At 68.9% G+C, this 12921-nt stretch carries 10 protein-coding genes; 2 read left to right on the top strand and 8 right to left on the bottom strand.

Going from position 1 to position 12921, the window contains the following annotated elements:
• The 3 genes from BL253_RS15940 to rpsL all read right to left on the bottom strand — a co-directional run.
• On the bottom strand, window positions 1-267 hold a 267-nt coding region (locus BL253_RS15940), incomplete at its 3' end, for a GTP-binding protein (protein ID WP_116438861.1).
• A 6-nt stretch (window positions 268-273) separates the two neighbouring features.
• On the bottom strand, window positions 274-744 hold the full coding sequence (gene rpsG, locus BL253_RS15935) for a 30S ribosomal protein S7 (protein WP_076817685.1): 471 nt from the start codon (window positions 742-744) through the stop codon (window positions 274-276).
• Window positions 744-1118 carry a 30S ribosomal protein S12 gene (rpsL, locus tag BL253_RS15930; protein WP_007514810.1) on the bottom strand — a complete coding sequence of 125 codons (375 nt, stop codon included), beginning with the start codon at window positions 1116-1118 and terminating at the stop codon, window positions 744-746. The genes rpsG and rpsL overlap by 1 nt, the downstream gene beginning before the upstream one ends.
• 839 nt (window positions 1119-1957) lie before the next feature.
• Between rpsL and mug the strand changes: the two genes are divergently transcribed.
• The gene (gene mug, locus BL253_RS15925; protein WP_076817683.1) at window positions 1958-2599 is read left to right on the top strand and encodes a G/U mismatch-specific DNA glycosylase; all 642 of its coding nucleotides are present in this window, start codon (window positions 1958-1960) and stop codon (window positions 2597-2599) included.
• 45 nt (window positions 2600-2644) lie between these two features.
• On the opposite strand, the gene BL253_RS15920 is transcribed toward mug, so the two are convergent.
• Window positions 2645-3034, bottom strand: a complete 390-nt coding sequence (locus tag BL253_RS15920; RefSeq protein WP_076817681.1) for a winged helix-turn-helix transcriptional regulator — start codon at window positions 3032-3034, stop codon at window positions 2645-2647.
• A 73-nt stretch (window positions 3035-3107) separates the two neighbouring features.
• Here BL253_RS15920 and BL253_RS15915 point away from each other — a divergent pair, with 73 nt between their 5' ends.
• Complete coding sequence (locus BL253_RS15915) at window positions 3108-3827, top strand: SDR family NAD(P)-dependent oxidoreductase (protein WP_076817679.1); 720 nt, start codon at window positions 3108-3110, stop codon at window positions 3825-3827.
• Between the two features lie 168 nt (window positions 3828-3995).
• On the opposite strand, the gene BL253_RS15910 is transcribed toward BL253_RS15915, so the two are convergent.
• From BL253_RS15910 to rpoB, 4 genes are all read right to left on the bottom strand, one after another.
• Complete coding sequence (locus BL253_RS15910) at window positions 3996-4415, bottom strand: PIN domain-containing protein (protein ID WP_076817677.1); 420 nt, start codon at window positions 4413-4415, stop codon at window positions 3996-3998.
• Window positions 4412-4720 carry a type II toxin-antitoxin system CcdA family antitoxin gene (locus BL253_RS15905; protein WP_076817676.1) on the bottom strand — a complete coding sequence of 103 codons (309 nt, stop codon included), beginning with the start codon at window positions 4718-4720 and terminating at the stop codon, window positions 4412-4414. Before BL253_RS15905 ends, BL253_RS15910 begins: the two co-directional genes overlap by 4 nt.
• A gap of 154 nt (window positions 4721-4874) precedes the next feature.
• Window positions 4875-8768 carry a DNA-directed RNA polymerase subunit beta' gene (locus tag BL253_RS15900; RefSeq protein WP_076817674.1) on the bottom strand — a complete coding sequence of 1298 codons (3894 nt, stop codon included), beginning with the start codon at window positions 8766-8768 and terminating at the stop codon, window positions 4875-4877.
• Between the two features lie 97 nt (window positions 8769-8865).
• The gene (gene rpoB / locus BL253_RS15895; protein WP_076817672.1) at window positions 8866-12288 is read right to left on the bottom strand and encodes a DNA-directed RNA polymerase subunit beta; all 3423 of its coding nucleotides are present in this window, start codon (window positions 12286-12288) and stop codon (window positions 8866-8868) included.
• Between the last annotated feature and the right edge of the window lie 633 nt (window positions 12289-12921).

Genomic DNA, 12921 nt, shown 5'->3' with positions numbered 1-12921 from the left:
GAAGTCGACGTGGCCAGGGGTGTCGATGATGTTGATGGTGTGGTCACGCCAGATGCAGGTGGTGGCGGCGGAGGTGATGGTGATTCCCCGCTCCTGCTCCTGCTCCATCCAGTCCATCGTGGCGCCGCCGTCGTGCACTTCACCGATCTTGTAGTTCACACCGGTGTAGTAGAGGATGCGCTCGGTGGTGGTGGTCTTGCCCGCGTCGATGTGGGCCATGATCCCGATGTTGCGGGTCGTGGCCAGAGTGGCACGTACGTCAGCCATAACAGGTCACCAGCGGTAGTGGGCGAAGGCCTTGTTGGACTCCGCCATCTTGTGGGTGTCCTCCCGGCGCTTCACGCTCGCGCCGAGACCGTTGCTCGCGTCGATCAGCTCGTTCATGAGCCGCTCGGTCATCGTCTTCTCACGGCGGCCGCGCGAGTAGGCGACCAGCCAGCGAAGCGCCAGCGTGGTGCTGCGGCCGGCGCGGACCTCGATCGGCACCTGGTAAGTGGCGCCACCGACCCGGCGGCTGCGCACCTCCAGCGTCGGCTTGACGTTGTCCRGCGCGCGCTTGAGTGTCACGACCGGGTCGTTGCCGGTCTTCTCACGAGCGCCCTCGAGCGCGCCGTAGACGATCCGCTCCGCGATCGACTTCTTGCCGCTCATCAGCACCTTGTTGACCAGAGAGGTCACCAGCGGCGACCCGTACACCGGGTCGACGACGACAGCGTGCTTGGGAGCGGGCCCTTTGCGCGGCATTAGCCCTTCTCCTTCTTCGCGCCGTAGCGGCTACGAGCCTGCTTGCGGTTGCGGACACCCTGGGTGTCCAGCGCGCCACGGACGATCTTGTAACGAACGCCCGGAAGGTCCTTCACTCGGCCGCCGCGCACCAGGACCATCGAGTGCTCCTGGAGGTTGTGGCCGACACCCGGGATGTACGCGGTGACCTCGATCCCGCTGGACAGCCGGACACGGGCGACCTTGCGCAGCGCCGAGTTCGGCTTCTTCGGGGTGGTCGTGTAGACCCGGGTGCACACGCCACGACGCTGCGGGCTCCCCTTAAGGGCAGGGGTCTTGGTCTTCTCGACCTTGTCCTGCCGGCCCTTGCGGACCAGCTGCTGGATCGTGGGCAACTGCGCTCCCGTTCCTCTTCCGTCGCGGTGCTGTTCTCCTCGCCTGGCGTGCCGGACACACCAGGACGGCTGCCACCTGGGCTTCCAGGTTGCCCGCCGACCCACGCGGTCGGGCGTGTCGCGCCTGTCAGTACCTCTCGGCTGTTGCCGAGCCGTCCTGAGAGGAGCGCGCCTTCCTGCTCATCAGCACAGTCCCGCCGGCATCCGCCGACGTCCCTGAGATGAAGCAGGCCCGACAGTCGCCGACGGCGTCCAGTTCGCCAACCATCTCTGGCCGCGGCCGGCCCGGGGATACCCGTAGGTCACCCGTGCTCCGCGGCCCGCGTCATCTACCCGGGGAGAACTCCCCAGACAGAGACGCCCGGTTGTCAGTCTGGCGCCACAGCGCCACATCGGGGCGCAGGACACACGCCAGAGTCACGTGGACTCTGGCCACAGGACGCAACATTACTCCACGCCCACGTCAAGTGTCGAACCGGGTGTCATCCGCGCCCACGGCCCTTCTCGGGCCGCCCGCCGAGCGCCACCAGAGGGTGCGGCGCCTCGCGCGCCGCCCTCTGAGATGACCGTCGAGTCCGGGGTGTCCCCAGGCTCGCACAGCCGGTCGGTTCGTCGCCGTTGACGTGTCGTGTGCTGGCTATGGGGCCAGCCGCCCGGTTCCGCTGCTACCGGTCTTCCGGTAGCAGGCCTCGCCCGTGTTGCGGTGGGTTACCTATGTCGGTCCCGCGGGTGCCATTGTGCAGCTCTGGCAGGCTGAGCGGGAGCGAAACGACAAGGTTGGCGTTATGGAGACACCGGGGTCACCGGGTCTTCGCCCAACGATGACGATGGGAGCGCGCATGGTGARCACAGACACCACGACAGACGCAGTACCAGGCGCCAGCGCCGGTGCGAAGACCGACGAGGGCACGTCCGCGGAGCCGCGCCGAAGGCCGACTCGAGCCGAGCTCGACGCCGCCTACGGACGCGCTGTCCCAGACCTGATCGCCCCTGGGCTGAAGGTGCTCATCTGCGGGATCAACCCGTCGCTCGCCGCCGGCGCGACCGGATTCCACTTCGGCGGCACCGCCAACCGCCTGTGGGCGACGCTCCACCAGGCCGGCTTCACCGACCGCCAGCTGCACCCGTCCGAGACCGGCGACCTGCTCGCCCGCGGCATCGGCATCACCAACATCGTCAACCGCGCCACCGCCCGCGCGGACGAGATCCACGACGACGAGATCCGCGCCGGTGTCGGCCGGCTCACGGCCACCGTCGAGCGCTTCCAGCCTGGCTGGCTGGCCTTCCTGGGTCTCGGGGCCTACCGCGTCGCCTTCGGCCAGAAGAAGGCCCCTGTGGGCCGCCAGCCCGACCACCTGGGCTCGACGGGAGTCTGGCTCCTCCCCAACCCCAGCGGCCTCAACGCCCACTACTCGCTCCCGGCCCTCGTCGAGGCCTACCGCGAGCTCCACGACGCCGCCTACGGGCCTTCCCTTCCGTAACGGGTTTGGGGACCTGGGCGCGCATGCCGCCCCTCCGTGTCGCCGTCACGCCGCTTGGCGCCGTACCACCCATTCGGCGAGGCCGGTGAGTGGCACGAGCAGGCTTCGCCCCTGATCGGTGAGGGAGTAGTCGACAGCCGGCGGAACGGTCGGATGGACCGTACGGGCGACCAGCCCGTCGGCCGTCAACGTCTGCAGTGTGCGGGTAAGCATTCGCTGGCTGATCCCGGCGATCCGCCRCCGAAGCTCGTTGAAACGGTGTGGCCGCTCGGCCAGGAGCATGAGGACCAGTAGGACCCATTTGTCGCCGAGCAGGTGAACCATCCTCGTCACCGGGCAGGCCTCGTAGTCCTCCGACTCGACCTGCTCCGGCAGCGCCACCGTCAGCGCCGTAGGGATCCGGGTAGCGGTCACATCGGTGTGCGCAGCGGACATGAATGTGCCTTCTTTCGGATTCCGCGGGCGGCGATCAGGGTTGGTCTCCGACGACGCTACGTGGGAGGACATCATGAATTCGACGGGCACGCTGGTGGTTTTGGGTGCGGGGCCGGGCCTGGGGATGTCCGTGGCCCGACGGTTCGGCGCGGCGGGATACGCGGTCGGCCTGATCTCCCGCGGTACCGACCGCCACGACGACTATCTGGCCGATCTCGGACGCGCGGGAGTGCGCGCGTTCGCGACAGCCGCGGATGCCCGCGACCCCGGCCAGCTGCACCGTGCCCTCGACGAGACGCAGGCCGCGCTCGGCGCGGTCGACGTCCTCTACTGCGGGCCCGGCGCGGACGACCCGGCGGCCTACCCTGTCGAGATCCTCCAGACCCAGCCCGGGGATGTCCTCGAAGCGGTCGCGGCGGCCGTTAGCCCCGCTATCGAGGCCACGAACCGCCTGCTGCCAGCCATGATCAGGCGCGGAGCCGGCGCGCTGGTGTACGTGACGGGCCTGAGCGCCGTCGTACCCCTGCCGTTCCTCGGCCCGCTCGCTCCCGCGTCGGCGGCGCTGCGGACGTACGCCCTGACGGTCGCCGAGGCGGTGGCCCCACGCGGTGTCCAGGCCGGCGCCCTCGTCGTCGGCGGTCTCATCGAGCGTGGCGACATCCACCGCCTGGCCACGGCGGCCGCTCCGAACGGGGCATATCCGACCCTCAACCCCGACGACCTGGCCGACGCCGTCTGGCGGATCGCCATCAATGGCGAGCGTGAGGTCATCGCCAGCGCATTGCCGGCCTGAGCGAAGGGACGTACACAGCCGACCTCGTGCTCATTACCCGGTCCTCATCGAGGCGGTCGAAATTGGGCCAGAAAGCGCGGTCACGGCCCAATTTCACCTGCCTCGACGCGCCGACCCACCCGAACGAGCAGCGGTCACGCCTCTCCCAAGCCGTGACGGATCCCGGTGCTACTTGCTGCCCAGCTCCTCGATGACCACCGTCCGGTAGGGCGCGGCCAGGCGGGACAGGTCGTCGGGATCGCCGGTCAGCACCACCCCACCGCCGACCTCGACCGCCGCCGCGACAGCATGCGCGTCCGCGAGGTACTCAGAACCGACGTGTGCCTCCGCGAGGATCGCCCCAACGAGGCGGGCAAGTCCGCGGTCGGTGTCGCGCAGCAGCAGGGCGGCTGACTCACGCGCCAGCATCGCGTCCAGGGCACGGTTGCGGCCGGCGCCCCGATAGAGCTCCGCGAGTGTCACGGTCGGGACGACGACGTCACGGCCGAGTCGCTCGGCCGCCGTCATCGCGCGTCGAACGGCGAGCCGGGCCGGATGYCGCTCCTGAATGAGCGCGTTGACCGCCTCCGCGTCGAGGACGACGTTCACCGGACGGGACCGCGCCGCGCGGCCGGCTGCTCAGCCTCGCCCACCGGACCGCCCAGCAGTCGCATATACCGCGCGATCTCCTCCTGGTCCTCGGCGGTGTCGAGAGGACCATCCTGCTGGTCGAGCCGGTCCAGCAGGGCTCGCAACGCGCGCCGACGGCGGCGGCGGGCCAGCTCGTCCCGGAGCACCATGTTGACCTCAGCCGACAGGTTCTCGCCGCCGGATTCCACCTCGGCGACGAGGTCCGCATCGAGTGTCAGCGACACCTTCCGCTTCGCGGGCTGGGGCTGAGGCTCCCGGATCACGGAGCCAATCCTACTCCCATCCTCCTCCAGTCCTACCCTGGCTGTGTCGAGGGAGGAGCGGCGGAGGGCATGGTGAGGAGGCAGCCGAAACGCCGATGGCGGGCGTCCCATAGGGGCGCCCGCCATCGTTCGTTCTGGTTCGTTCCAGAGCCGACTAGCGGTAGTCGCGGCTGCCGAAGTCGAACTCGTCGAGCGGGACGGCCTGGCCGGTGCCGCCGCCGAAGGCGCCGTACTCGACCGTGCCACCGTCGTCGAAGCCGCCGACCGTGTACATCGCGGCCCGCGCCTCCTCGGTCGGCTCGACCCGGATGTTGCGGTACCGCGTGATGCCGGTACCGGCCGGGATGAGCTTGCCGATGATGACGTTCTCCTTCAGGCCGACCAGCGAGTCCGACCGGGCGTTGATCGCCGCGTCGGTGAGCACCCGGGTGGTCTCCTGGAAGGAGGCCGCCGACAGCCACGACTCGGTGGCCAGCGACGCCTTCGTGATGCCCATGAGCACCGGCCGGGCCGACGCCGGCTGGCCGCCGGACTCGACGACGCGCCGGTTCTCGCCCTCGAACCTCGTCCGCTCGACCAGCTCGCCCGGCAGCAGGGTGGTCTCACCCGACTCGAGGACGTTCACCCGCTTGAGCATCTGGCGGATGATGATCTCGATGTGCTTGTCGTGGATCGACACGCCCTGCGACCGGTACACCTCCTGCACCTGGTCGACCAGGTGCAGCTGGACCTGGCGCGGGCCGAGGATGCGCAGCACCTCGTGCGGGTCGACGGCACCGTCGATGAGCTGGGTGCCCACGTCGATGTGCTCGCCCTCGGCGACCCGCAGGCGCGAGCGCCGCGGCACCGGGTAGGCGATCTCCTCCGAGCCGTCGTCGGGGACGATGACGACCTTGAAGGTCTTCTCCGTCTCCTCGATCTTCACCCGGCCGACGACCTCGCTGATCGGGGCCTTGCCCTTGGGGCTGCGGGCCTCGAACAGCTCGACCACTCGCGGCAGACCCTGCGTGATGTCGTCACCGGCGACGCCGCCGGCGTGGAACGTACGCATGGTCAGCTGGGTGCCCGGCTCGCCGATCGACTGGGCGGCGACGATGCCGACCGCCTCGCCGACGTCGACGAGCTTGCCGGTCGCGAGCGAACGGCCGTAGCACTGAGCGCACACGCCGCGGCGCGACTCGCAGGTCAGCGCCGAGCGGATCCGGACGTTCTCGATCCCGGACTCGAGCAGCTGACCGATGACGACGTCGCCAAGGTCGGCGCCCGCCGGCACGATGACCTCGCCACCAGAGTCGACGGCGTCGGTGGCCAGCGTCCGCGCGTAGGCCGACGTCTCCGCGTACCGGTCGCGGACCAGCTGGCCGCTCGCGCGGTCCTTCGTCGCGATGCGGGTCATCACACCGCGCTCGGTGCCACAGTCGTCGTCGCGGACGATGACGTCCTGGCTGACGTCGACGAGCCGGCGGGTCAGGTAGCCGGAGTCGGCGGTCCGCAGCGCCGTGTCGGCGAGTCCCTTGCGGGCGCCGTGCGTGGAGATGAAGTACTCCAGCACGGACAGGCCCTCGCGGAAGTTCGCCTTGATCGGCCGCGGGATGATCTCACCCTTCGGGTTGGAGACCAGACCACGCATACCCGCCAGCTGGCGGATCTGCATCATGTTTCCGGCCGCGCCCGAGTTGACGAGCGTCGCGACCGGGTTGGTCGGCGGGAAGTGGTCCTCCATCGCCTTCGCGACCTCGGCCGTCGCGTTGGTCCAGATCTGGACCAGCTCGCTGCGGCGCTCGTCGTCGGAGAGGAAACCGCGCTCGAACTGCTTCTGGACCTTCTCGGCGAGGTCCTCGTACTTGGTGAGGATCTCGGTCTTGTTCGGCGGCGCGATGACGTCCTCGATCGCGACGGTCACACCGGACCGGGTGGCCCAGTAGAAACCGGCGGCCTTGAACGCGTCCAGCGTCGCCGCGACCTGGGCCTTCGGGTACCGCTCGGCCAGGTCGTTGAYGATCGCGGCCTGGTCGCGCTTGTGCAGCAGTTCGTTGATGAACGGGTAGCCCTCCGGCAGCGCCTCGTTCAGCAGGCAACGCCCGAAGGTCGTCTCCAGGGTGAACGGGTCGCCGGGGATCCAGTCCGCGGGCGCCTCCCAGTCGGTCGGCGGCGTGTGGTCGCGCAGCCGGACCTTGATGAGCGCCTGCAGGCCGATCTCGTGCGCGTCGAAGGCCATCTGCGCCTCGGACACGCTGGAGAACGACCGGCCCGCGCCGAGGCCGCCGTCCTCGGCCAGCCGGGTCAGGTGGAACACCCCGGTGACCATGTCGAGGCTCGGCATGGCCAGTGGGCGGCCGGACGCCGGCGAGAGGATGTTGTTGCTCGACAGCATCAGGATCCGGGCCTCGGCCTGCGCCTCGGCGGACAGCGGCAGGTGCACCGCCATCTGGTCGCCGTCGAAGTCCGCGTTGAACGCGGTGCAGACCAGCGGGTGGATCTGGATGGCCTTGCCCTCGACCAGCTGCGGCTCGAAGGCCTGGATGCCGAGACGGTGCAGCGTCGGCGCCCGGTTCAGCAGCACCGGGTGCTCGGTGATGACCTCCTCGAGCACGTCCCAGACGACCGGCCGCGCGCGCTCCACCATCCGCTTGGCGGACTTGATGTTCTGCGCGTGGTTGAGGTCGACCAGCCGCTTCATCACGAACGGCTTGAACAGCTCCAGCGCCATCTGCTTGGGCAGGCCGCACTGGTGCAGCTTCAGCTGCGGGCCGACGACGATGACCGACCGGCCGGAGTAGTCGACGCGCTTGCCGAGCAGGTTCTGGCGGAACCGGCCCTGCTTGCCCTTGAGCATGTCGGACAGCGACTTGAGCGGACGGTTGCCGGGCCCGGTGACCGGGCGGCCGCGGCGGCCGTTGTCGAACAGCGCGTCGACGGCCTCCTGCAGCATCCGCTTCTCGTTGTTGACGATGATCTCGGGCGCGCCGAGGTCGAGCAGCCTCTTGAGCCGGTTGTTCCGGTTGATGACCCGGCGGTAGAGGTCGTTCAGGTCCGACGTGGCGAACCGGCCGCCGTCGAGCTGCACCATCGGGCGCAGGTCCGGCGGGATGACCGGGACGCAGTCGAGCACCATCCCCATCGGGGAGTTGCGGGTGTTCAGGAACGCCGAGACGACCTTGAGCCGCTTCAGCGCCCGGGCCTTCTTCTGGCCCTTGCCGGTGCGGATCGTCTCCCGCAGCGACTCGGCCTCGGCATCGAGGTCGAAGTCGGCGAGGCGGCGCTGCAGCGCCTCCGCGCCCATGCCGCCCTCGAAGTACTGGCCGAACCGGTCGCRCAGCTCGCGGTAGAGCAGCTCGTCCGGCTCCAGGTCCTGGACCTTCATGCCCTTGAAGCGGTCGAAGACCCGGTCCAGCTCGTCGATCTTGCGCTGGGCGCGGTCACGGATCTGGCGCATCTCGCGCTCGGCCGACTCCCGCACCTTGCGGCGCGCGTCTCCCTTGGCGCCCTCGGCCTCCAGCTGGGCCAGGTCCGCCTCCAGCTTGCGCTGGCGGGCCTCGACGTCGGCGTTCTTCCGGTCCTCCATGCCCTGCTTCTCGACGCCGATGCGGGCCTCGAGGGTCGGCAGGTCACGGTGGCGCGCGTCGACGTCCACCTTCGTGATCATGTAGGCGGCGAAGTAGATGACCTTCTCGAGGTCCTTCGGCGCCAGGTCCAGCAGGTAGCCGAGCCGGCTCGGCACACCCTTGAAGTACCAGATGTGCGTGACGGGCGCGGCCAGCTCGATGTGGCCCATCCGCTCACGGCGCACCTTGGCGCGGGTCACCTCGACGCCGCAGCGCTCGCAGATGATGCCCTTGAACCGGACCCTCTTGTACTTACCGCAGTAGCACTCCCAGTCCCGGGTCGGACCGAAGATCTTCTCGCAGAAGAGCCCGTCCTTCTCCGGCTTGAGGGTGCGGTAGTTGATGGTCTCCGGCTTCTTGACCTCGCCGTGCGACCACTGGCGGATGTCGTCCGCGGTGGCCAGGCCGATGCGCAGCTCGTCGAAGAAGTTGACGTCCAGCAAGACTGTCGCCTGCTCTCTCTTTCTCAGTCGGGACGCTCAGTCAGGTCAGCGGGTGTTGGCCGGGCCGCCCGCGATCGCGGGCGGCCCGGCCGGCCGCCTAAACCTCCTCGACGCTGCTCGGCTCCCGCCGAGACAGGTCGATCCCAAGCTCCTCCGCCGCCCGGAACACGTCCTCGTCGGTGTCGCGCATCTCGATCTGAACGCCGTCGCTGGAAAGCACCTCGACGTTCAGGCACAGCGACTGCATTTCCTTGATGAGCACCTTGAAGGACTCGGGAATCCCGGGCTCCGGGATGTTCTCACCCTTGACGATCGCCTCGTAGACCTTGACCCGGCYGTGGACGTCGTCGGACTTGATCGTCAGCAGTTCCTGCAGGGCGTAGGCGGCGCCATACGCCTCCAGCGCCCACACCTCCATCTCGCCGAACCGCTGGCCACCGAACTGCGCCTTACCACCCAGAGGCTGCTGGGTGATCATCGAGTAGGGACCGGTCGAGCGAGCGTGGATCTTGTCGTCGACGAGGTGCAGCAGCTTGAGGATGTAGATGTAGCCGACCGCGACCGGGTACGGGTACTGCTCACCGGTTCGGCCGTCGAACAGCTTGGCCTTGCCGGACGACCCGATCAGCTGGACGCCGTCCCGGTTCGGGAGGGTGGAGTCCAGCAGGCCGGTGATCTCCTCCTCGCGGGCGCCGTCGAACACCGGGGTGGCGACGTTCGTGCCCGGGTTGGCCGCGTCCGCGCCGATGCCGCGCAGCCGCTCCTTCCACTCCTCCTTGCCGGTGTCGACCTGCCAGCCGGTCTTGGCGACCCAGCCGAGGTGGGTCTCCAGGATCTGGCCGATGTTCATACGACGCGGCACACCGTGCGGGTTGAGCACGACGTCGACGGGGGTGCCGTCCTCGAGGAACGGCATGTCCTCCTGCGGCATGATCTTCGCGATGACGCCCTTGTTGCCGTGCCGGCCGGCGAGCTTGTCACCGTCGGTGATCTTCCGCTTCTGGGCGACGTAGACCCGGACCAGCTCGTTCACGCCGGGCGGGAGCTCGTCGCCGTCCTCGCGGGCGAACACCCGGACGCCGATGACCTTGCCGGACTCGCCRTGCGGCACCTTCAGCGAGGTGTCCCGGACCTCCCGGGCCTTCTCACCGAAGATCGCGCGCAGCAGCCGCTCCTCCGGGGTCAGCTCGGTCTCGCCCTTGGGGGTGACCTTGCCGACCAGCACGTCGCCGGGGTTCACCTCGGCGCCGATCCGGATGATCCCGCGCTCGTCGAGGTCGGCGAGGACCTCTTCGGCGACGTTCGGGATGTCGCGGGTGATCTCCTCCGGACCCAGCTTGGTGTCCCGGGCGTCGACCTCGTGCTCCTCGATGTGGATCGAGGAGAGGACGTCGTCCTGGACGAGCCGCTGAGAGAGGATGATCGCGTCCTCGTAGTTGTGCCCCTCCCACGGCATGAAGGCGACCAGCAGGTTCTTGCCGAGCGCCATCTCGCCGTTGTCGGTGCACGGACCGTCCGCGATCACCTGGCCGGCCTCGACGCGGGCGCCCTCGTCGACGATCGGCTTCTGGTTGATGCAGGTGCCCTGGTTGGAGCGGCGGAACTTCGCCAGCCGGTAGGTGCGCCGGGTGCCGTCGTCGTGCATGACGGTGATGTAGTCGGCGGACAGGTCCTCGACCACGCCGGCCTGCTGGCAGACGACCACGTCGCCGGCGTCCTTGGCGGCGCGGGCCTCCATGCCGGTGCCGACCAGCGGCGACTCCGAGCGCAGCAGCGGCACCGACTGGCGCTGCATGTTCGAGCCCATGAGCGCGCGGTTCGCGTCGTCGTGCTCAAGGAAGGGGATCATGGCGGTCGCGACCGACACCATCTGGCGCGGCGAGACGTCCATGTAGTCGACCTCATCCGGCGGGATGAACTCGACCTCTCCGCCCTTCCGTCGCACCAGCACCCGGTCCTCGGCGAAGGAGCCGTCCCCGGTCAGCGGGGCGTTCGCCTGGGCGACGACGTGCCGGTCCTCCTCGTCCGCGGTCAGGTAGTCGATCTGGTCGGTGACCCGGCCGGCGACGACCTTGCGGTACGGGGTCTCGACGAAGCCGAACGGGTTGACCCGGGCGAACGTCGACAGCGAGCCGATGAGGCCGATGTTCGGGCCTTCCGGCGTCTCGATCGGGCACATCCGGCCGTAGTGGCTCGGGTGCACGTCGCGGACCTCCATGCCGGCCCGCTCGCGGGACAGACCGCCGGGGCCGAGCGCCGAGAGGCGGCGCTTGTGAGTGAGGCCGGCCAGCGGGTTGGTCTGGTCCATGAACTGGGACAGCTGGCTGGTGCCGAAGAACTCCTTGATGGAGGCGACGACCGGCCGGATGTTGATCAGGGTCTGCGGCGTGATCGCCTCGACGTCCTGGGTGGTCATCCGCTCGCGGACGACGCGCTCCATCCGGGCGAGGCCGAGCCGCACCTGGTTCTGGATCAGCTCGCCGACCGTACGCAGGCGCCGGTTGCCGAAGTGGTCGATGTCGTCCACCTCGTACGCCGGGTCGGTGCCCTCGTGAAGCTTCACGACGTACTCGATCGTGCGGACGACGTCCTCTTCGGTGAGCACGCCCACCGGGCCCTCGACGTGCAGGCCCAGCTTCTTGTTCACCTTGTAACGGCCGACCTTGGCCAGGTCGTAGCGCTTCGGGTTGAAGAACAGGTTCTCCAGCAGCGTCTGCGCGGACTCACGCGTCGGCGGCTCGCCCGGGCGGAGCTTGCGGTAGATGTCGAGCAGCGCGTCGTCCTGGCTGGAGGTGTGGTCCTTCTCCAGCGTGACGCGCATCGACGGGTAGTCGCCGAAGCGCTCGAGGATGCGCGCCTCATCCCAGCCGAGCGCCTTGAGCAGCACGGTGACGGACTGGCGGCGCTTGCGGTCGATGCGGACACCGACCGTGTCCCGCTTGTCGATCTCGAACTCCAGCCAGGCACCCCGCGACGGGATGACCTTGCAGGAGAAAAGGTCCTTGTCGGACGTCTTGTCGAGCGACTTCTCGAAGTACACGCCAGGCGAACGGACGAGCTGGCTGACGACCACCCGCTCGGTGCCGTTGATGACGAACGTGCCCTTCGGGGTCATGAGCGGGAAGTCGCCCATGAACACGGTCTGGCTCTTGATCTCACCGGTGGTGTTGTTGGTGAACTCGGCGGTGACGAACATCGGCGCCGAGTAGGTCATGTCCTTGTCCTTGCACTCCTCCACGGAGTACTTGGGCGGCTCGAACCGGTGATCCCGGAACGACAGGGACATGGAACCGGAGAAGTCCTCGATTGGAGAAATCTCCTCGAAGACCTCCTCCAGACCCGAGGTGAGGGGAACATCGTCGCGGTCGGCGTCGACGGCCTCCTGAACCCTCTCCTGCCAGGCATCACTGCCGATCAGCCAGTCGAACGACTGCGTCTGCAGGGCGAGCAGGTCCGGGACCTCGAGGGGTTCGACAATCTTGGCGAACGAGATGCGGGAGGCGGAGCGCGAGGCGGCCAAGGTGGTCCTTCCGGGGGCCTGGCGTCGGGCGGGAGACGCCGAGGAGCCGTCGGGGCGGTCAGGTGATCAGTGTCTCGCCGTGTTTACACGCGGCGTTAGCTGGGTAGTGCGGCAGGTTGTCTCGGTGAGGACCGTCACGCCAGATCGGGCCGGATGCCGGGCCGTCGGACACGTCCGTCGGTCCCGGTCGCGCGAGGCGCGGCACCAGGAGGTCCGGAGTTCGTCCAAGGGCGGGCGTCACAGCCGCCGTGCCGGCTGACGCCGGCGGGCGGGACGAGCTGGCGGTGGCGGTTTCTCGTGGGTGGGCGGGCAGAGACCGCACCGGTACGACCGGGGCGATCACGCTGACCCCTTTTCGCCGCACAGAGCCCATCAGACCTGGTCCCACGGGTGCACGGACCCACCGGCCTGAACGTGAGGCGGCGGGAAGTCGCCCCAGCGGCCCTTGTGGGAGGAGTACCGGCGGGTCCGCCACGGTCGGCGGAGCGGATCTGAGAGGCTCAGTGCAACGAAAAGGACAGCGCAAACTAGCAGTGTAGCCCTAGGCCGCACTGCTGACAAGCCCCGTCGTCATGTCCGTTGTGCACTACTTCCGCGCTGCTCGCTGTCTGCCGCCGACCCGCCGTGTTCCCG

It is taken from the genome of Pseudofrankia asymbiotica (assembly GCF_001983105.1).
In the GTDB taxonomy this organism is placed as follows: Bacteria; Actinomycetota; Actinomycetes; order Frankiales; family Frankiaceae; genus Pseudofrankia; species Pseudofrankia asymbiotica.
The sequence above is the reverse complement of the archived record's forward strand: the minus strand, read 5'-3'. Positions and strand labels throughout refer to the sequence as shown.